The 19,372-nt window shown below is 67.9% G+C and carries 16 protein-coding genes and 1 riboswitch; of the genes, 3 read left to right on the top strand and 13 right to left on the bottom strand.

The genetic code is table 11. The features are described 5' to 3' along the window. Position 1: 1 nt before the first annotated feature. The 11 genes from cobT to clpB form a co-directional block, all read right to left on the bottom strand. Positions 2 to 1,048, bottom strand: a complete 1,047-nt coding sequence (gene cobT, locus GOY17_RS04095; RefSeq protein WP_157029435.1) for a nicotinate-nucleotide--dimethylbenzimidazole phosphoribosyltransferase — start codon at positions 1,046 to 1,048, stop codon at positions 2 to 4. Further along, on the bottom strand, positions 1,045 to 1,566 hold the full coding sequence (gene cobU, locus GOY17_RS04090) for a bifunctional adenosylcobinamide kinase/adenosylcobinamide-phosphate guanylyltransferase (RefSeq protein ID WP_157029434.1): 522 nt from the start codon (positions 1,564 to 1,566) through the stop codon (positions 1,045 to 1,047). Before cobU ends, cobT begins: the two co-directional genes overlap by 4 nt. Next, a complete protein-coding gene (locus GOY17_RS04085) occupies positions 1,554 to 3,026 on the bottom strand; it encodes a cobyric acid synthase (protein ID WP_157029433.1) in 1,473 nt (490 codons plus the stop codon). The genes cobU and GOY17_RS04085 overlap by 13 nt, the downstream gene beginning before the upstream one ends. Then, the gene (gene cobD / locus GOY17_RS04080; protein ID WP_157029432.1) at positions 3,023 to 4,018 is read right to left on the bottom strand and encodes a threonine-phosphate decarboxylase CobD; all 996 of its coding nucleotides are present in this window, start codon (positions 4,016 to 4,018) and stop codon (positions 3,023 to 3,025) included. Before cobD ends, GOY17_RS04085 begins: the two co-directional genes overlap by 4 nt. Continuing rightward, positions 4,011 to 4,928 carry an adenosylcobinamide-phosphate synthase CbiB gene (cbiB, locus tag GOY17_RS04075; RefSeq protein ID WP_157029431.1) on the bottom strand — a complete coding sequence of 306 codons (918 nt, stop codon included), beginning with the start codon at positions 4,926 to 4,928 and terminating at the stop codon, positions 4,011 to 4,013. The genes cobD and cbiB overlap by 8 nt, the downstream gene beginning before the upstream one ends. Beyond that, positions 4,925 to 6,223, bottom strand: a complete 1,299-nt coding sequence (locus GOY17_RS04070) for a cobyrinic acid a,c-diamide synthase CobB (protein WP_232338524.1) — start codon at positions 6,221 to 6,223, stop codon at positions 4,925 to 4,927. Before GOY17_RS04070 ends, cbiB begins: the two co-directional genes overlap by 4 nt. Continuing rightward, positions 6,220 to 6,846, bottom strand: coding sequence for a cob(I)yrinic acid a,c-diamide adenosyltransferase (gene cobO, locus GOY17_RS04065; RefSeq protein ID WP_157029430.1), 627 nt, complete (start codon positions 6,844 to 6,846; stop codon positions 6,220 to 6,222). The genes GOY17_RS04070 and cobO overlap by 4 nt, the downstream gene beginning before the upstream one ends. After that, positions 6,843 to 7,454 (bottom strand): hypothetical protein, encoded by a 612-nt coding sequence (locus tag GOY17_RS04060; protein WP_425482286.1) that lies wholly within the window; start codon positions 7,452 to 7,454, stop codon positions 6,843 to 6,845. Before GOY17_RS04060 ends, cobO begins: the two co-directional genes overlap by 4 nt. Before the next feature lie 12 nt (positions 7,455 to 7,466). Next, positions 7,467 to 8,045, bottom strand: coding sequence for a hypothetical protein (locus GOY17_RS04055; protein WP_157029429.1), 579 nt, complete (start codon positions 8,043 to 8,045; stop codon positions 7,467 to 7,469). A 28-nt stretch (positions 8,046 to 8,073) separates the two neighbouring features. After that, entirely contained in the window at positions 8,074 to 10,023 is a 1,950-nt protein-coding gene (gene btuB / locus GOY17_RS04050; protein WP_157029428.1) for a TonB-dependent vitamin B12 receptor, read from the bottom strand. Between the two features lie 24 nt (positions 10,024 to 10,047). Continuing rightward, a riboswitch (cobalamin riboswitch) is annotated at positions 10,048 to 10,268 on the bottom strand. 103 nt (positions 10,269 to 10,371) lie between these two features. Then, positions 10,372 to 12,957, bottom strand: a complete 2,586-nt coding sequence (clpB, locus tag GOY17_RS04045; RefSeq protein ID WP_157029427.1) for an ATP-dependent chaperone ClpB — start codon at positions 12,955 to 12,957, stop codon at positions 10,372 to 10,374. A 158-nt stretch (positions 12,958 to 13,115) separates the two neighbouring features. On the opposite strand from clpB, the gene otsB reads away from it, so the two are divergent. The 3 genes from otsB to otsA are packed head-to-tail and all read left to right on the top strand — an operon-like array spanning position 13,116 to position 17,066. Next, on the top strand, positions 13,116 to 13,865 hold the full coding sequence (gene otsB / locus GOY17_RS04040) for a trehalose-phosphatase (RefSeq protein WP_157029426.1): 750 nt from the start codon (positions 13,116 to 13,118) through the stop codon (positions 13,863 to 13,865). 40 nt (positions 13,866 to 13,905) lie between these two features. Continuing rightward, complete coding sequence (locus GOY17_RS04035) at positions 13,906 to 15,699, top strand: glycoside hydrolase family 15 protein (RefSeq protein WP_157029425.1); 1,794 nt, start codon at positions 13,906 to 13,908, stop codon at positions 15,697 to 15,699. Continuing rightward, the gene (gene otsA, locus GOY17_RS04030; protein WP_115841447.1) at positions 15,696 to 17,066 is read left to right on the top strand and encodes an alpha,alpha-trehalose-phosphate synthase (UDP-forming); all 1,371 of its coding nucleotides are present in this window, start codon (positions 15,696 to 15,698) and stop codon (positions 17,064 to 17,066) included. Before GOY17_RS04035 ends, otsA begins: the two co-directional genes overlap by 4 nt. Positions 17,067 to 17,136: 70 nt before the next feature. Here otsA and gloA read toward each other — a convergent pair whose 3' ends face one another. Continuing rightward, complete coding sequence (gene gloA, locus GOY17_RS04025; protein ID WP_157029424.1) at positions 17,137 to 17,664, bottom strand: lactoylglutathione lyase; 528 nt, start codon at positions 17,662 to 17,664, stop codon at positions 17,137 to 17,139. A 56-nt stretch (positions 17,665 to 17,720) separates the two neighbouring features. Next, the gene (locus tag GOY17_RS04020; RefSeq protein ID WP_157029423.1) at positions 17,721 to 19,334 is read right to left on the bottom strand and encodes a SulP family inorganic anion transporter; all 1,614 of its coding nucleotides are present in this window, start codon (positions 19,332 to 19,334) and stop codon (positions 17,721 to 17,723) included. Positions 19,335 to 19,372: the final 38 nt, after the last annotated feature.

Genomic DNA, 19,372 nt, shown 5'->3' with positions numbered 1-19,372 from the left:
TTCATGCGCGCGAGACACCCGCCTGTTCGAATGTCGCCATCTCGCGATGCAGCGCACATGCCATGCGCAACAACGGGACGGCGACGGCCGCGCCGCTGGCTTCGCCCAGACGCATGTCCAGGTCGAGCAGCGGCTGCGCGTGAAGCGCATCCAGCAGGCGTTGATGGCCGCGTTCGTGCGAGCGATGCGAGAAGCAGAGCCACTCGCGCACGCCTTCGTTCAGGCGTACGGCCGCGAGCGCCGCCGCGGTCGTGATGAAACCATCGACCAGCACCGGCAGTCGCGCTTGCGCTGCCGCGATGTAAGCGCCGGTGAGCGCTGCGATCTCGAAGCCGCCCAGGCGCTGCAGGTAGTCCACTGCGCCGTCTGCATCGGCGTGACGCGCGAGCGCACGCCTCACCACGCCGCACTTGCGTGCGATGCCGGCGTCATCGAGCCCCGTTCCGCTGCCGGCCAGTGCTTCGGGGGCGTTGCCGAGCAGCGCGCATGACAGCGCAGTCGCGGCCGTCGTATTGCCGATGCCCATTTCGCCACCGACGAACAGATCGGCGTCGTGGTCGAGCGCGAGCGCGACGCGATCGGCGCCGACCTGCATCGCCTCGCGCAGCTGCTCGCGCGTCATCGCCGGCGCTTCGCAGAAGTTCGCCGTGCTCGGGGCGACCACCGCGCGATGCACGTCGGGCAGTTCGCCCGGATCGTTCACGGTGCCGAGGTTGACCACATCAAGCCGCGCGCCGAGATGCCGCGCAAGCACCGCGATGGCCGCGCCGCCGGTCGCGAAGTTCCGGAGCATTTCGCCCGTCACGGCTTGCGGAAATGCGGACACGCCCTCCGCCGCGACACCATGGTCCGCGGCGAACACGCTGATCCAGACGCGCTCCACGCCGGGGCGCTCCGTGCCTTGCCGCGCCGCCCACCACACCGCGATCTCTTCCAGCTTCCCGAGCGAACCCGGCGGCTTCGTCAACCTGCCCTGTCGCGCGAGCGCAGCGCATGCGGCATCGGCGTCCGCCACGGCACACGGGCGCGACCACCATGCATCGTTCATTCGTATGTTCCCTTCAATGCGAGCGGCAATCCTGCCGCGACGAACAGCACGCGATCGCAGCGGCGTGCGAGCGCCTGATGCAGGCGACCGGCCTCGTCGACGAAGCGCCGCGTCAGCGCGCCCATCGGCACGACGCCGAGGCCGACCTCGTTGCTCACCAGCACGATGTCGCCGCGCAGGTCCGGCAGCACGTCGAGCAGCGCGACGCGCTCATGCTCGAAGCGCGCGTCATCCGGATCCGCGAGCAGGTTGGTGAGCCACAGCGTGAGGCAGTCGACCAGCACGCAACGCCCGTCGTCCGCGTGCTCGCGCAATGTCGTCGCCAGCGCCACCGGTTCCTCGACGCATCGCCAGTGCGAGGGCCGCTGCGAACGGTGATGCGCGATGCGCTCGCGCATCTCGCCGTCGCCGCCCTGCGCAGTTGCGATGTAGACAACCTCGCGGCCGGACTCGGTCGCGATTCGTTCGGCCAGCGCGCTCTTTCCCGAGCGTGCGCCGCCGAGGATCAGGCTTCGCATGCGTCCTCCCGGTCCAGAATCCTGAGCAGCGCATCGCAGTCCAGGTGCGCGTCGACCGCATCGGCGATGCGCTCGATCGACGCCTCGCGCAATGCGTGGATGTCGATGCGCTGCGCGTCGCGCAGCCCCGCCCATCGCAGCAGCGCCGCCAGCGCATCGGGGTGATCGAAAATGCCGTGGACATAGGTGCCGATGATCTGTCGATCGTCGGACATCGCACCATCGACGCGCCCTTCGTCGAGCCGGCTCGACGGAGACGACAACGCGGCCCCGACGCTCGTGCCGCAGTGGATCTCATACCCACGCAGGGGCGCGTCGTCGAGCAATAGATGGCCGGTCACGTTGCGTAGCTGCTTCACCGCTTCGAGCGTCGTCTCCAGCTCGAGCAACGCGAAACCCGCGCTGGTACCCGCCTCGCCCTCGATGCCAAGCGGATCGTGCACCGCGCGCCCGAGCATCTGCAGCCCGCCGCAGATGCCCAGCAGCTTTCCGCCGTAACGCAGGTGGCGCGAGATTGCCTCCTCCCAGCCGTTCGCGCGCAACCACGCGAGGTCGGCGCGGGTCGCCTTGCTGCCGGGCAACACGATCAGGTCGCACGGCGGCGGTGTTTCGTTCGGCCCGACGAGGACCACCTCCGCCTGCGGATGCGCGCGCAGCGCGTCAAGGTCGGTGTGATTGCTGATGCGCGGCAGCACCGGTACGACGACGCGTAGTGACGCCCCACGGTTGTCGCTGGACTCCGGCAACGCATCCTCCGCTTCCAGATGCAGGCCCTGCAGGTACGGCAGCACGCCGAGCACGGGCTTTCCCGTCTCACGCTCCAGCCATTCAAGGCCGGGCTGCAGCAGCGCGATGTCGCCGCGGAAGCGGTTGATGACGAAGCCCCGTACGCGCGCACGCTCGCTGGGGCCGAGCAGCGCCAGCGTGCCGACCAGATGCGCGAATACGCCGCCGCGGTCGATGTCGGCGACCAGGATCACCGGGCAATCCACCGCTTCGGCGTAGCCCATGTTCGCGATGTCGTTCGCGCGCAGGTTGATCTCCGCGGGACTGCCGGCGCCTTCGACGATGACGGCTTCGAACCGCTCACACAGGCGTGCATGCGAGGCGAGCACCGCGTCGCGCGCGATGCGTTTGTAGTCGTGGTACGCGCGCGCATCCAGCTGCGCAACCGCGCGGCCATGCACGATGACCTGCGCGCCGGTGTCGCTGCTCGGTTTGAGAAGGACGGGATTGAAGTCGGTGTGCGGCGCGAGGCCGCACGCCTGCGCCTGCACCGCCTGCGCGCGGCCGATCTCACCGCCGTCCTCGGTCACTGCCGAATTCAGCGCCATGTTCTGCGGCTTGAACGGCGCCACGGCGACACCACGGCGACGCAGCCACCGGCACAACGCGGCGACGAGCGTGCTCTTGCCTGCATCCGACGTGCAACCCTGCACCATCAGCACGCGTGCGCTCACGGTCCGATCTCCTGCAACGCCGAGCGCAGGCCCTCGTCGAGCCGGCGGAATCCCGCATCGTCCGGCGGCAGGCCGAACCGCAGGCTCGACGGTGTATCGAACAGCCGCGTCAGGATGCCGCGTCGCGCCAGCGCGTCGTGCAACGCAGCGGCGCGTGGATCGCGCTTCCACTGGAAGAAGGCGCAGCCGGCGTCCGGCAGGAAGCCAGTGCTTTCAAGCGTCGTGCGCAGTTGCGCGCCGTACACGGACAGTCGTTCGCGTTGCATCGCATGCCATGCCGTGTCTGCCAGCGCAGCTCGCAATACGTGGCGGCTCGGGCCCGGGATCGTCCACGGCCCCAGGACTTCGTTCAAGGCAGCGAGCATCGACGGTGCCGCGCACACGAAGCCTGCGCGCGCCCCCGCAAGGCCGAAGAACTTCCCGACCGAACGCAGCACGATCAATCCGTCGCGATCGCTGACGTCGCAGAGGCTGTCCTGCGGCGTCGCATCCATGAACGCTTCGTCGACGACGAGCCACCCTCCGCGTCGTGCCAGCGTCGAATGCAGCGCGAGCAGCTGCGTTCGCTCGAAGCGTTCGCCGGCGGGATTGTTCGGATGGATCAGCACGATCACATCGAAGCGCACGTGTTCCGCCAGCAACGTGGCCGCCGGAAGGCATTCGACGTCATGGCCGGCGGCGCGCCACGCGTGCGCGTGCTCTGCGTAGCCGGGCGCGATCACGCCGACCCGCGATCGCGCGCGCAAGCGCGGAAGCGCCTGGATCGCGGCTTGCGATCCCGCGACGGGAAGCAACGCCCGAGCGCCGTAGTAGTCGCTTGCGACCGCTTGCAGTCCGTCGTCTTCTTCCGGCAGGCGATGCCACGCGGCCGCAGGAATCGGCGGCGCCGGCCACGCGAACGGGCTGATGCCGGTCGACACGTCCAGCCAGTGTTCCGGCGCGATCCCGTACGTGCGCGCGGCGCGCAGCAGGCGGCCTCCATGTTCAAGCATCGAAACCTCCCACGAGCACCGATGCAGCGACGATCAGCGCCAGCCAGAGCCAGACACCGCGCCGCACCAGTCGCAGCGCCGCCGCGATCGAATTCGCATCGGGTGCGGCGCCTTCGCCGAGTGCGGGGCGCTCTTCCCACCGGCCGTGATAGGGCGCGGCCCCGCCCAGGCGCACGCGCAACGCGCCCGCGCCGGCGGCCATCACGGGGCCCGCGTTCGGGCTGTCCCAGGACGGTGCCTGCGCGCGCCAGCTGCGCCACGCGCTCGCGCGGTCGCCGAGCAGGGCATACGTCAATGCCGTGAACCGCGCGGGCACGAAGTTCAGCACGTCGTCGATGCGCGCCGATGCCCAGCCGAACCGCTCGAAGCGCGGCGTCCGATAGCCCCACATCGCGTCGAGCGTGTTCGCCAGCCGATACAGCACCGCGCCCGGTGCGCCGAGCAGCGCGAACCAGAAGAACGCGCCGAACACAGCATCGCTGCCGTTCTCGAGCACCGATTCGGTGGCCGCTGCGGCGACCTGGGACGCATCCAGTGCATCGGTGTCGCGACTGACCATGCGAGCAACCGCCGTGCGCGCCGTGTCCAGGTCTCCCTCACGCAATGCGGATTCCACCGCTCGCGCGTGTTCGGCGAGACTGCGATGGCCGATGGCGAGATACAGCACGCAGGCCGCGATGATCCAGGACATCCACGACGCCAGCGCGTGCGTCAGCCACGCCACCGCGAGCACCGGCGGCGCGACGGCCAACCACCACGCCAGCGCGCCGACCACGCGGCTGTCGGCGTGGAGCCTGCGTTCGATCAGGGAGGCGACCCGCCCGAACATCACGAGGGGATGCGCACGCCGCGGCTCGCCGAGCAGTGCGTCGAGCACGACGGCGGCGAGCATGGCGAACGCGGTGCTCATGGCGAGAACAACCTCACCGCCGCAAGCGGGTCGGACGGGAAGTAGAAGTGCACGAAGCTTGCCGTCATCCGCCCTTCGCGATACACGGCTTCCGCACTCGGCCCCTTGTTCGGATTCGTCGCAAACGCGATGGGTGCGGCATCGACCGTCGCCTTCGCGTAATGGAACGTGTGGCCGCGCAGCGTGCCCTCGGGCAACACGACCGATTGCAGGCCAAGCGCCGCGAGCCGCGGCTGCATCGCGGCCGTACCGCGCAGCAACCCCGCCATGGGGGCGCGATTCCCGTCGCGATCGGCCAGAGAATCCAGCGCGAACAGCAAGCCGCCGCATTCTGCGAGCAACGGCTTTCCCGCAGCGCAGTGGGCACGCAACGCGACGTGCAGATCGATGCGTTGCGACAACGCATGCAGGTGCAGTTCGGGGTAACCGCCCGGCAACCAGACGGCATCGCACTCGGGCAGCGCATCGCCCGCCAGCGGCGAGAAGAAGCGCAGGTCGGCGCCGGCTTCGCGCAACAGATCGAGATTGGCCGGATAGAGGAAGCAGAACGCCGCATCGCGCGCGATGGCGATGCGCACGCCCGCAAGGCTCTTCGGCACGCGCAACGCCTCGTTCGAATCGAAGGCGACGCGTGGCGGCAATGCGGTCGTCGCGTGTTGCTCCCACGCGTCGGCCAGCGCATCCAGCCGCGCGTCGAGGTCATGCAACTCGCCGGCGGACACGAGGCCGAGGTGGCGTTCGGGCAATGTCAGGACGGTATCGCGCGGCAACGCACCCAGCCAATGAAGGTCGGCGGGAAGGCTTTCGCGCAGCAGGCGTGCATGGTGCGCGCTGCCCACGCGGTTCGCCGCGATGCCGTGCACGACGAGACCGTCACGGTATCGCGCCAGGCCCGTCGCCAGTGCGCCGAAGGTCTGCGCCATCGCCGAGCCGTCGATCACCGCAAGCACCGGAAGCCCGAACGCCTGCGCGAGGTCCGCGCTCGATGGCGCACCGTCGAACAGGCCCATCACGCCTTCCACGAGGATGAGGTCGGCCTCGCCGGCCGCAGCATGAAGACGCGCGCGCACATCCGCTTCGCCGTTCATCCACAGGTCGAGCTGGTAGGCCGGCGCGCCGCTGGCACGTTCGAGGATCATCGGGTCGAGGAAATCCGGCCCGGTCTTGAACACGCGAACGCGACGCCCCTGGCGCGTGTGCCAGCGCGCGAGGGCCGCGGTCACGCTCGTCTTGCCCTGCCCGGACGCAGGCGCCGAGACCAGCAACGCCGGGCAGTGGCAAAGGTGCGCGCTCACAGTTCGATGCCGTGCTGCGCCTTGATGCCGGCCTTGAACGCATGCTTGACCACGCGCATCTCGGTAACGGTGTCGGCGACTTCGACCAGCGCATCCGGCGCGCCACGCCCGGTAATCACCACATGCTGTCGCTCCGGCCGCGATGCGAGCGCGGCAAGCACGGCGTCGAGGTCGACGTACTGCTTGGTCAGCGCGATGTTCAACTCGTCCAGCAGCACGAAGTCGTACGCGGGATCGGCGAGCATGCGCGCCGCGACGTCCCACGCCGTTCCCGCGGCAGCGACATCGCGCGTGCGGTCCTGCGTCTCCCAGGTGTAGCCCTCGCCCATCACGTGGTAGTCGACCAGGTCGTCGAACCGCCGGAAGAACGCCTCTTCGCCCGTCGAAAAGCTGCCCTTGATGAACTGCACCACGCCGCAGCGGAATCCGTGCCCCAGCGATCGGGCGAGCATGCCGAAGCCGGACGAACTCTTGCCCTTGCCGTTGCCGGTATTCACCACGACGACGCCGCGATCGATCGTGGCGCGCGCGATGCGGCGGTCCACCAGTTCCTTCTTTCGCTGCGCGCGTTCGCGATGGTGTTCGTCGGGCGTGAGACCGCGACGGTCGGCGCCCGCGCTCATGCGTGCGCGCCCTTCGCCGCGCGCAGCGAGATCGACTTGACGATCACCGCGCGCACCGCGAAGGCGACGCCCACATACCCGGCGAGTGTGCCGAGCGCCCGCGGGTAGTACTGCGGGATGCGCGCAAGGAAGCCACTGAGCGTGGGCTCCGGATAGCGGCCCGAGAAGAACCAGAATCCGCCCTTCGAGATCAGGTACGCGATGCTCGCCGTCACGACGAGCGCCAGCGCCAGGCGCGGGATCGTGCTCCAGCGATCGCGGTGCAGGCGCGCGTAGAACGTGCCGCCGAACCACAGCGCCGCGTAGGCCAGCGCCACGGCCCAGTAGGCAGGCGACAGGCACCAGTCGGTGATCGTGCCCGTCGCGAGGCTGGCGAAATCCAGGACCGACGACAACACGAAGAACGCCGGCAACGTCCACATCGGTCGCAACAACGCGCCGGCAAGGAAGAACACGGCCCACGATGCGCTCGGCAGCGCGTCCACGCTGGCGAAGTGCTGGCCACGCGTGGCGATCATCAGCGCGGCGAGCGCGCCGCCGACGAGGATCTGCGTCCGTGTCGAGGCAATCGGAAGTGGGCTCGCGGAAGCAGCAGGAAGCTCGGACATGATCGTCTCCGTTCAGCGGTTGGCCGTGCGTTCGGCACGGAAGGCGAGCGCGGACGCCGCGATCGCATGCACTGCCAGGGCAACGACGACGTAGGTCATCGTCGTGCGCACGAACAGCGGGCCCCATTGCCACGCGCGGGCCACGTACTCGTCGAAATGCGGATCCGCGTAGCGTCCGCCCAGCCAGTAGAACGCGCCGTTGGAGATCGCGAACGACAGCGACGACGCGACGAACGCCACGCCCGCCGCGCCCAGCAGCGAGCGCCACCGCGTGTCGAAACGGCTTGCGTAGAGCCGCCCGGCGTACCAGAGCACGCCGTACGCCGGGAGCAGGAACGAGTACGCCGGCGTCACGCAGAAATCGCTGACGCCGGCGTGTTCGATCGCGATCCAGTCGATGACCACCGCCAGTGCGATGAACGCCGCGAACTGCCAGTGCTTTCGCAGGTACAGCCCGCCGAGGAAGAACAGCGCCATCGACGCATCCGGCAGGTGCAGCACGTCGCCGAAGTGATGGAAGCGCGTGGCGACCATGAACGTCGCGAACGCGGCGAACAGTGTCAGGTTGACGTTGCGTGGCAGGGGTTTCATCGACGACCTCGCAGGTGATGTCGTCCGATCAGCGGACGACGGGTTGATAGCGGACGGTCAGCAGCCAGGTGCGACCGGGCTGGTTGTAGAGCGCGGCGGTTTCGTAGCGCTTGTCGAACGCGTTGCGCAGCGTGGCCTGCACGCTCCACGCATCGGTGATCGCGAAGCCGGCGCGGAAGTCAGCCAGCCCATAACCGGCCAGGCGCGTGGTGTTGGTCAGGTTGTCGTAGCGCTCGCCCGCGCCGGTGACGCTCGCGCCAGCACTGAACCGCCCGAAACGCCGGTCGGCATCGATGCGGCCGGACTGCTTCGCGCGACGCGGCAGCACGTTGCCGTGGCTGGCGTTGTCGCCGTCGTTGACCGGATCCAGCCACGTCAGGCTCGTGCGCAGGTTCCAGTCCCACCACGTGACGCCTGCCACCGCTTCGACGCCGCGGATGCGCGCGCGATCGATGTTGTTCGGCCCGCCCATGTCGCCCAGCGAGGCATCGAACGCGATCAGGTCGTCGATCTTCGTCTCGAACGCGTTGAGCGACCACGTGCCCCAGCCGTGCTCGCCGCGCAGGCTGAGTTCGACGCTGCGGGAGGTCTCGGGCCCGAGTTCGGGGCTGCCGTAGCCGGGGAAGTAAAGTTCGTTGAACGTCGGCGCCTTGAACGCGGTGCCGTAGCTCGCGCCCAGGCGCAGTTCGTCGGTGAAGTCCCAGCCCCACAGCACGCTGCCGGTGGTCTTTCCGCCGAACTGGCTGTCGTCGTCGCGGCGCACGCTGGCCTGCAGCGACTGCGTGCCGAAGGCCTGCTGCCATTGGCCGAACACGCCGCGGTTGATCCGGCGATCGCGATCGTAGTCGGTGTTGCTGTCCACTTCATCGCCAAGCCAGTCGAAGCCGAGCGTGAGCAGGCCGGACGCGACGCCGATGTCGGCCTGCAACGAACCGAGCTCACGTCGCGAGTCGAACGTCGACGAATACACGCCGTTGAGGAAGTTCTCGCTCAGGTCCGCGCTGGTGCCGACGCTCGCGGTGAACTTCGCGCGTTCGCTCGGCACGTAGCGGACGCGACCGCCGATGACCTGCTGCACCGTGTCGGCTTCGTTGTTGACGCTGCCGTCGTACTCGTTGTGGCCTTCCGCTCGGAAGGCGCGCAGGTCGGCGTCCCAACGTTCAGAGAACCGCATGCCGCCCTGCAGCGTGAGCGAACTGTTGCGATAGCCGTCCTTGTCGGGATCGAAGTTGCGCGTGCCGCGATACGCGTTGATGCCGTCGGTGTTTTCATGCGCGGCATTGACGACGTACCAGCCGCCGCGTGCTTCATCCTGCGACGTTCCGCTCAGGCCGGCGGTGAGGCGCTGCGTGTTCTCGCTGCCCACGGCCGCGCTGGCACTCGGCGTGAACGTGCCTTGCGGGCGACGGGTGAAGATCTGGATCACGCCGCCGATCGCTTCGGACCCATAGAGACTGGAGAAGGGCCCGCGGACGATCTCCACCCGTTCGATCTGTTCGACCGGGATGTCCTGCAGCGATGCGCCGCCGCTGGTGGCCGACCCGATCTTCACGCCATCGACGAGCACCAGCACGTGGTCGGATTCGGTACCGCGCAGGAACACCGACGTCGATTTGCCCGGCCCGCCGTTGTTGGCCATCGAAATGCCCGCGCGACCGGTCAGCAGGTCGGGCAGCGAGGCCGGCTGCAGGCGTTCGATCTCCTCGCGCGCGATGACGGTGATCGCGGCGAGCGCCTGGTCCTGCGTCTGCGCGGTGCGGGTGGCGGTGACGACGACCTGGTCCAGGTCGGTGGCGGCGTCGGCCCATGCGGGCGATGCGGAAAAAACACACGACAACAGCGAAACCGCCAGCGCGCGGCGGCGGAACAACCGGTGATGCGGATGCACGAGCACACTCCTTGACCGCGCCTGCCCGCGCGGGAACGTTGGAAAGGACAGGCGGAAGGACGGCGTGATGACGGCGCACGGAGAGATCATGGCCGCATGACATTCGCCCACCGCATGTCACGTCGCACCAGGGCCGGTCTCCGGGCTCGCGAGCGAAGGCAGGAGTTCCTGCGCTTCCGGTCCGCGCCTTCCCATGCGTGAGCACAGTGGCTGTGTGCGGAACCTTGTCTCGCCTACCGTTGCGGGGGCAGCTCCGGAATTGCCACGAAGGGCGCACCGGATTCCCGTTTCAACCACCGGACAAGCCGGCGGTCACCTTGGGCGCGGGCATGGTAACAGCATCGGGCCCTCCGGCAACCCGCTTGGCCGCCCGCAAAAAAAAAGCCCCGCAGAGGCTGCGGGGCTTTCGTTGGCGGCGCTCGTCGATGCCGACGTGTGTCAGTCCTTGCGGAATACCAGCTGCCCGCCTTGCGCTTCGACATGCACGGTGTCGCCGCTGGTGAACTCGCCGGCGAGGATCTTCGATGCGAGCGGATTCTCCAGTTGCTGCTGGATCGCCCGCTTCAGCGGCCGCGCGCCATACACCGGATCGAAGCCGACGTTGCCCAGCAGGTTGAGCGCATCGTCCGACAGCACCAGCTTCAGGCCGCGCTCGGCGAGGCGCTTTTCCAGTCCGTTGAGCTGGATGCGCGCGATCTGGCGGATCTGCTGCTTGTCCAGCGGATGGAAGACGACGATGTCGTCTAGGCGATTGATGAACTCCGGGCGGAAGTGCGACTGCACCACGCCCATCACCGCGCTCTTCATCTGCAGGTAGGCCTGCGGCGTGTCGTCGCCAGACATCTCCTGGATCATCTGGCTGCCGAGGTTGCTCGTCATCACGATGACCGTGTTGCGGAAATCCACCGTGCGGCCCTGGCCGTCGGTGAGGCGGCCATCGTCCAGCACCTGCAACAGGATGTTGAACACGTCCGGATGCGCCTTCTCGACTTCATCGAGCAGGATCACGCTATACGGGCGACGGCGCACCGCTTCGGTGAGGTAACCGCCCTCTTCATAGCCGACGTAGCCGGGGGGCGCGCCGACGAGGCGGCTCACCGAATGCTTCTCCATGAACTCGCTCATGTCGATGCGCACCATCGCATCGGAGGAGTCGAACAGAAATTCGGCCAGCGCCTTGCACAGTTCCGTCTTGCCCACGCCGGTCGGGCCGAGGAACAGGAACGAGCCCGACGGCCGGTTCGGATCCGACAACCCCGCGCGCGAACGACGCACCGCGTCGGACACGACCTTGATCGCCTCTTCCTGCCCGACCACGCGCGTGTGCAGCTGCTCTTCCATGCGTAGCAGTTTCTCGCGCTCGCCTTCGAGCATCTTGCTGACCGGGATGCCCGTCCAGCGCGCGACGACTTCGGCGATTTCCTCTGCGGTCACTTTGTCCTGCAGCAGCGTGAAGCCCTTCGTTTCGGCTTCCTGCGCGGCACGCAGCTGTTTTTCGAGTTCGGGCAGCGTGCCGTACTGGATCTCGCTCATCTTCGCGAAGTCCTGCCGGCGCTGCGCGGCTTCGAGTTCGAGCTTGGCCTGCTCGATCTGTTCCTTGATCTTCGTGGCGCCCTGCAGCGTGGCCTTCTCGGCCTTCCACACTTCCTCCAGATCGTTGAACTCGCGCTCCAGGCGCGCGATCTCGTCTTCCAGGTCGGCCAGGCGCTGACGGGATTCGGCGTCCTTCTCCTTCTTCAGCGCCTCGCGCTGGATCTTGAGCTGGATCAGGCGACGTTCCTTGCGATCGAGCTCCTCCGGCTTGGAGTCGATCTCCATGCGGATGCGCGATGCCGCCTCGTCCATCAGGTCGATGGCCTTGTCCGGCAGCTGGCGATCGCTGATGTAGCGGTTGGACAGCGTGGCCGCGGCGACGATCGCCGGATCGGTGATCTCCACGCCGTGGTGCAAGGCGTACTTCTCCTTCAGGCCGCGCAGGATCGCGATGGTGTCTTCCACGCTCGGCTCGCCGACGAACACCTTCTGGAAGCGGCGTTCGAGCGCGGCGTCCTTCTCGATGTACTGGCGGTATTCGTCCAGCGTCGTCGCACCGATGCAGTGCAGCTCGCCACGCGCGAGCGCGGGCTTGAGCATGTTGCCGGCGTCCATCGCGCCTTCGGCCTTGCCGGCGCCGACCATCGTGTGCAGCTCGTCGATGAACAGGATGATCTGGCCTTCGTTCTTCGCCAGGTCGTTGAGCACGGCCTTCAGGCGCTCCTCGAACTCGCCGCGGAACTTCGCACCGGCGATCAACGCGCCCATGTCGAGCGAAAGCACGCGCTTTCCGCGCAGGCCTTCGGGCACTTCGCCGTTGATGATGCGCTGCGCGAGGCCTTCGACGATCGCCGTCTTGCCCACGCCAGGTTCGCCGATCAGCACCGGATTGTTCTTGGTGCGACGCTGCAGCACCTGGATGGTGCGACGGATCTCCTCATCGCGACCGATAACCGGATCGAGCTTTCCGTTCTCCGCGCGCGCGGTGAGGTCGATGGTGTACTTCTCCAGCGCCTGGCGCTGGTCTTCGGCATTTTCGGACTGCACGCTTTCGCCTCCGCGGACCTTGGCGATGGCCGCTTCGAGTTTGTCCTTGCTGGCGCCGGCGGCCTTCAGTGCGCGGCCGACGTCGCCGTTGTCGTCCAGCGCGGCCAGCACGAACAGCTCGCTGGCGATGAACGCATCGCCGCGCTGCTGCGCGAGCTTGTCGGTGACGTTGAGCAGGCGCGACAGGTCGTTGCCGACGCTGATCTGGCCGGCCTGCCCCGTCACTTTCGGCAGCTTTTCCAGCGCTTCGCCCAGGCGTTCGCGCAGCAGCGGCACGTTGACGCCGGCCTGCGCGAGCAGCGGGCGCGTGCTGCCGCCGTTCTGGTCGAGCAGCGCCGTCATCAGGTGCACGGGTTCGATGATGGTGTGGTCGCGGCCGAGCGCCAGCGACTGCGCGTCCTGCAGTGCCTGCTGGAAGCGCGAGGTGAGTTTGTCCATTCGCATGGAGGATTCCCTTGTCACTTGGTGGCGGCCGGCAATACGCGGCCGCGAATGTGCACCAGATGCGGGCTCGCCTTGCCCGATTCAACGCCCGGGCCGCGGATCGCCGTCATTACGACGCGTCCACTTCATGCTGACATGCCCGTGTTCACAATGCGTGCATGTCCACGCCGACCCTCTCCCTGCCCGCCCCGCCCGCGGTGTCCTCCGAATGGGCGCTGTTCCTCGATGTCGACGGCACGCTGCTGGATTTCGCCAATGTTCCGGGCGACGTGGCGGTGGACCCGGGCCTCATCGATGTGCTCGCCGTGCTGCACGGGCGCCTGGACGGCGCGCTCGCGCTGGTGAGCGGCCGGCGCCTGGCGCAGCTGGACGAGCTGTTCGCCCCGCTGAAACTGCCCGCCGTCGGCCTGCACGGGCTGGAACGGCGCGAGGACGGGCACCAGGAACGCCATCCGCGCCCGGTGGAGCTCGACCAGGCCGTGGCCTGGGGCCGGGCCCTTGCGCAGCGGTATCCGGGTGCGCGCGTCGAGGACAAGGGCACCACGATCGCGCTGCACTGGCGTGCCGCGCCCGACGCGGAAGACCTGCTGCGCCAGTACGCCGATTCGATCCTGATCGAGCTGCCCGGCTATCACCTGCAGCACGGGAACATGGTCGTGGAACTGCGTCCTGATGGCGCGCACAAGGGCAGCGCGGTGGTCGACCTGCTCGCGCATCCGCCGTTCCACGGCCGCCGACCCGTGTTCGTGGGCGACGACCTGACCGACGAACACGCGTTCCAGGCGGTCTGCAGCCATGCGGGCTTCGGCGTGCTCGTGGGATCGCGCCAACCGAGCGCGGCGCGCTACGCGCTGCACGATCCGGCCGCGGTGCGCGCGTGGCTGGAGGAAGGCCTCGACCTCGCATGACCGGCGCATCACGCAACGCGATTACAGACCTGGAGAACGGATGAGCCCGACCGCCCTTCCTTCGAGCCTCGAGCTTGGCCTGATCGGCAACTGCAGCATCGCCGCGCTCGTCGACCAGTACGCGCGCATCGTGTGGGGCTGCGTGCCGGCGTTCGACGGCGACCCGGTCTTCTGCGGCCTGCTTTCGCCGCGCGAACACGAAGGCGGCGACTGGTCGATCGAACTGGAAGGCTTCGTGTCGGCCGAGCAGTCCTACATCCCCAACACCGCGATGCTGCGCACCGTGTTGCGCGACGCGAACGGCGGCGCCGTGGAGATCGTCGATTTCGCCCCGCGCTGGCACCAGAACGACCGCTTCTACCGCCCGGTGATGCTGATGCGCCGCCTGCGTCCGCTGTCGGGCACGCCGCGCATCCGCGTACACCTGCGCCCGCTCGCCGAGTACGGTTCGGTGAAGCCGGAAACGACGTGGGGCAGCAACCACATCCGCTACCTCATTCCCGAATTCACGTTGCGCATGACCAGCGACGTCCCCGTGCGCCTGGTACGAGATTCGCTGCCGTTCGTGCTCGATCGCGACGCGCATTTCGTGCTCGGCCCGGACGAAACGCTGACGCAGTCGGTGTCGGGCTTCGTGCGCATGGCCGAAGAGCAGACGCTCAATTACTGGCGGAGTTGGGTTCGCAATCTTTCCATTCCGCTGGAATGGCAGGAGGCGGTGATTCGCAGCGCGATCACGCTCAAGCTGTGCCAGTACGACGAGACCGGCGCCATCGTCGCCGCGATGACGACCTCGATCCCCGAAGCGGCGAACACCGTGCGCAACTGGGATTACCGCTTCTGCTGGCTGCGCGATTCGGCCTTCGTCGTGCGTGCGCTCAACCGCCTCGGCGCGACGCGCACGATGGAGGAGTACCTGCGTTACCTCGCCAACATCGCCTCCGACGATGGCGAGCTGCAACCGCTCTACGGCATCGGCTACGAGCGGCAGCTGGCCGAGTCGGAAGTCGAGTCGCTCGCCGGTTATCGCGGCATGGGCCCGGTGCGGCGCGGCAACCTGGCGTGGCTGCAGAAGCAGCACGACGTGTACGGCAGCGTGGTGCTTGCCTCCACGCAGCTCTTCTTCGATACGCGACTGGCGCGCGTGGGCGACGCCTCGATCTTCGCCCGACTCGAGCCCGTGGGCGAAGCCGCCTACGCCCTACACGACAAGCCCGACGCGGGGCTGTGGGAATTCCGCGGCCGCGAGGAAGTGCATACGTACTCGAGTGTGATGTGCTGGGCGGCGTGCGATCGGCTCGCACGCATCGCCGTGCACCTCAAGCTCGCGCCGCAGGTGCAGCTGTGGCGCCAGCGTGCGGACGAGATGCACGCGCGCATCGTCGCGCATGCATACAACGAGGAACTCGGGTATTTCGTCGAATCGCTCGACGGAAATCGCCTCGATGCCTCGCTGCTGCTGCTCGCCGATCTCGGCTTCGTCAAACCGGACGACCCGCGTTTCGTCCGCACCGTCGAGGCGATCGGCAAGGGCCTCAAGCGCGGCGACGCGCTGTTCCGCTACGTGATGCCCGACGATTTCGGCGCGCCGGAAACGAGCTTCACGATCTGCACCTTCTGGTACATCGACGCGCTCGCGTCGATCGGCAGGCACGAGGAAGCGAGGTCGCTGTTCGAGCGCATCCTCGCGCGGCGCAACCACCTCGGCCTGCTGTCGGAAGACCTGGAATTCGACGGCGGCGAAGCGTGGGGCAATTTCCCGCAGACGTATTCGCACGTCGGTCTCATCAACGCCGCCATGCGCCTGTCGCGGCCCTGGCAGGATGCGGCATGAGTCGTCTGGTCGTCGTTTCGAATCGCGTTGCGGTCCCTGGGGTCAGCAGTGCCGGCGGATTGGCGGTGGCCCTGCAGGCCGCGCTGGAGGAAACCGGCGGCATGTGGTTCGGCTGGAGCGGCCGCATCGACCCGAGCGATTCCGGGCAGGTGCACGAACACGACGCCGGCAACATCCGTTACGTCACCGTCGATCTGTCCAAGCGCGACCACGACGACTACTACAACGGCTTCGCCAACCGCACGCTGTGGCCGCTGCTGCATTTCCGCGTGGACCTGGTCGACTACAGCCGCATCACCTACGCCGCGTATCGCCGCGTCAATGCGCTGTTCGCCGAGAAGCTCGCGCCCTTGCTGCGCGACGACGACATCGTCTGGATCCATGACTACCACCTGATCCCGATGGCGAAGCTGCTGCGCGAGCTCGGCGTGAAGTGCCGCCTCGGCTTCTTCCTGCACGTGCCGATGCCCTCGTCGGACCTGCTCGCCGCGTTGCCGCAGCATGAGCGCCTGTTCGAAGGCCTGTCTTCGTACGACCTCATCGGCTTCCAGACCGAGCGCGACCTGGAGCGCTTCCAGGACTATGTCCGCCTGTTCGGACGCGGTCGCGTGATCTCGCACGGCGTACTCGAAACGCACAAGGGCAAGCGCCTGCGCGCGGGCGCGTTCCCGATCAGCATCGACACCGCGCAGATCGAGGAACAGGCGCGTGCGGCCGCAAGCAAGGTCGGCGTGAAGCGGCTGGCGACGAGCCTGTCAGGGCGCGAGCTCGCGATCGGCGTGGACCGGCTGGATTATTCGAAGGGACTGCCGGAACGCTTCCGTTCCTTCGGGCGATTCCTGAAGCGCCATCCCGAACACCGCGGCAAGCTGACGTTCCTGCAGATCGCGCCGGTCTCGCGCGGCGAGGTGCTCGAATACCAGAAGCTGCGCAGCGAGCTGGAGCAGTTGTCGGGCCACATCAACGGCGCGCATGCCGAGCCCGACTGGACGCCGGTGCGTTACGTCAACCGCAACTACCCGCATCCGACGTTGACCGGTTTCTACCGGCTTTCGCGCGTGGGGCTGGTGACGCCGCTGCGCGACGGCATGAACCTGGTGGCGAAGGAGTACGTGGCCGCGCAGGACCCGAAGGATCCCGGCGTGCTCGTGCTGTCGACGTTCGCCGGCGCCGCGCGGGAGCTCGGCGCCGCGCTGCTGGTCAATCCCTACGACATGGACGGCGTCGCCGACGCGCTCGCCACCGCGATGGAAATGCCGCTGGAAGAACGGCGCGAACGCTACGAAACGATGATGGCCGTGCTGCGCGAGAACGACATCACGGCCTGGCGTCGGAAGTACCTGGCGGCGTTGCGGGAGCCGATCTGACGCCCCTCGGCTGCGCCGTCGTTCTCCCTCCCCTTCAAGGGGAGGGCCGGGGTGGGGATGGTGCCGCCCTTTACACGCGCACCGTGGGCTGCAGGACCTCGACCCAGTAACCGTCCGGATCCTTGATGAAGGCGATGTCCTTCATGCGGCCGTCGGTCAGGCGCTTCTGGAACGCGACGCCAAGTTGCTCGAAGCGCGCGCACGCCGCCTCCACGTCCGGCACCGACACGCAGATATGACCGAAGCCGCGCGGCTCGGCGTTGCCGTCGTGGTAGCGGAAGTCCGCATCGGACTCGGTGCCGTGGTTGTGCGTGAGTTCGAGCACGCCGCGCTGGCTCAGCAGCCACTGGCCGCGCGCGGGTTCTTCGGCGGGAATCTGCGACGGATCGTCCACCAGCACCAGGAAGTACAGGCTGAACTTCGCCTCATCGAAATCGCGCCGGCGCACCAGCGTGAAACCGAGCACGCGCGTGTAGAAGTCCAGCGACTTCGCGATGTCCTTCACACGCAGCATCGTGTGGTTGAAGACGAAACCGTGCGTGGCCGCATCGCGCGCGGCGACGCCCGGGGTGGCGTTGAGTTGTTCCTGCAGGGACATGGATCGGTTCTTCGTGGGGGATCGGGATAACGAGATGAGGCCGGAAGGCCGCGCGATCAATGTGCGCGGTCGGTCGATTCCAGATGCTCCGGCGGCGACTGCCGCTGCAAGGACAGCAGCCCCAGCAGCACCGCCAGCGCGACGTACGCGCCGGCGAACTGCCACGCGATGGCGCGACGCAAGCCGTCGAGCATCCACGGCCAGTAGATGCTGCCGCGCGGATCGACCGAGTGGATGAAGCCGAACAGCGTCAGCACGGCGCCGATCAGCAGCACGACGGCGGCGCGGCGGAAGCGGTGGTCGATCATCGCCACCAGCGCGGTGGACCAGATCATCGCGGTGATGATGAAGCCGTTGCCGAGCGTCACGATCGTCGCGAGGTCCGGCAGGCCGTGACCGTCGACGCCTTCGTACAGCGCGGCGAAACGATCCGGCGCGATCCACGCGGGATTGCCCAGCTTGATCACCAGCAGGTAGGCGACCGACGGCAGGAACGCCAGCGCAACGGCCAGCGCGTGACGACGCGGGCTGTCGTGGAATGCCTGCACGGTGATGTCCATGCCGACGTAGACGATGATCGGCGCGAGCACGGCGATCGGCAGCCACTGCACCAGCCCGGACACGTACCCGAAAATGCCGCCGAGGCCGATGAAAAGACCCGTCAGCAGCGTGTAGCCCATCCGCGCGCCCATGTGCTTGTACGCGGGCTGGCCGATGTAGGGCGTGGTCTGCGCTACGCCGCCGCAGAAGCCCGCGACCAGCGTCGCCACCGCTTCGGCGAGCAGCACATCGCGCGTGCGGTAATCGTCGCCGGCGGCGCGCGCGCTTTCGCTCACGTTGATGCCGCCGACCACCATCAGCAGGCCGAACGGAAGCAGCAGCGGCAGGTACGGCACGGTGTACGGCAGGCCGTCGAGGAACTGCAGCGTCGGCAGCGGCAGCGTGAAGCGCAGCGGTGCGGCGTCGGGCAGCTTGAAGCCCGGCGTGCCAAGGCCGGCGATGCCAAGGCCGTAATACAGCACCGTACCCACGATGAAGGCGAACAGGACGCCTGGCATGCGGATCGGCAGCTTGCCCTTCGCCACCAGCACATACATCAGCAGGCCGAAGGTGACGAGGCCCACGACCGGCGAGCGCAGCGTTTCGATCAGCGGCAGGAAGCCCAGCAGCGCGAGCGCCGCGCCGCCGATGGAGCCCAGCAGGGCCGCGCGCGGCACCGCCCGCGTGATGGCATCGCCGAAGAACGACAGCACGAGCTTCAGCAGCCCCATCACGACCAGCGACGCCATGCCCAGCTGCCAGGTGGCGTTGGCCGCCGCCGCTTCGTCCATGCCCTGCTGCTTGAACGCCACGAACGCCGGGCCAAGCACCAGCAGCGCCATGCCGATGCTGGTCGGCGCATCGAGGCCGAGTGGCATCGCCGTGACGTCGCTGCGTCCGCTCTCGCGCGCGAGGCGATGCGCCATCCACGTGTAGATCAGGTTGCCGATCAGCACGCCGAATGCCGTGCCGGGAAACATGCGCGTGAACACGACGTCGGCCGGGAAGCCGAAGATGCCGATCAACGCGGCGGAGATGAAGCCCAGGATCGACAGGTTGTCGACGACGAGGCCGAAGAAGCCGTTGAGGTCGCCGGGGACGAACCAGCGGCGTTGGGTGATGGGCGGCATGGAGGGCTCGCGGCGTGGGATGGGCGGATCGTAGCGGC

It is taken from the genome of Lysobacter soli, from assembly GCF_009755585.1.
Classification (GTDB): Bacteria; Pseudomonadota; Gammaproteobacteria; order Xanthomonadales; family Xanthomonadaceae; genus Lysobacter_J; species Lysobacter_J soli.
Note: the sequence above shows the minus strand (reverse complement) of the source record. Positions and strands in the feature narration are given on the sequence as shown.

Coding starts and splice junctions, on each gene's coding strand:
- cobT (WP_157029435.1), bottom strand. CDS start 1,048: ATGAACGATGCATGGTGGTCGCGCCCGTGTGCCGTGGCGGACGCCGAT.
- GOY17_RS04035 (WP_157029425.1), top strand. CDS start 13,906: ATGAGCCCGACCGCCCTTCCTTCGAGCCTCGAGCTTGGCCTGATCGGC.
- cobD (WP_157029432.1), bottom strand. CDS start 4,018: ATGCTTGAACATGGAGGCCGCCTGCTGCGCGCCGCGCGCACGTACGGG.
- otsA (WP_115841447.1), top strand. CDS start 15,696: ATGAGTCGTCTGGTCGTCGTTTCGAATCGCGTTGCGGTCCCTGGGGTC.
- otsB (WP_157029426.1), top strand. CDS start 13,116: ATGTCCACGCCGACCCTCTCCCTGCCCGCCCCGCCCGCGGTGTCCTCC.
- clpB (WP_157029427.1), bottom strand. CDS start 12,957: ATGCGAATGGACAAACTCACCTCGCGCTTCCAGCAGGCACTGCAGGAC.
- btuB (WP_157029428.1), bottom strand. CDS start 10,023: ATGATCTCTCCGTGCGCCGTCATCACGCCGTCCTTCCGCCTGTCCTTT.
- cbiB (WP_157029431.1), bottom strand. CDS start 4,928: ATGAGCACCGCGTTCGCCATGCTCGCCGCCGTCGTGCTCGACGCACTG.
- gloA (WP_157029424.1), bottom strand. CDS start 17,664: ATGTCCCTGCAGGAACAACTCAACGCCACCCCGGGCGTCGCCGCGCGC.
- GOY17_RS04055 (WP_157029429.1), bottom strand. CDS start 8,045: ATGAAACCCCTGCCACGCAACGTCAACCTGACACTGTTCGCCGCGTTC.
- GOY17_RS04020 (WP_157029423.1), bottom strand. CDS start 19,334: ATGCCGCCCATCACCCAACGCCGCTGGTTCGTCCCCGGCGACCTCAAC.
- GOY17_RS04060 (WP_425482286.1), bottom strand. CDS start 7,454: ATGTCCGAGCTTCCTGCTGCTTCCGCGAGCCCACTTCCGATTGCCTCG.
- cobU (WP_157029434.1), bottom strand. CDS start 1,566: ATGCGAAGCCTGATCCTCGGCGGCGCACGCTCGGGAAAGAGCGCGCTG.
- cobO (WP_157029430.1), bottom strand. CDS start 6,846: ATGAGCGCGGGCGCCGACCGTCGCGGTCTCACGCCCGACGAACACCAT.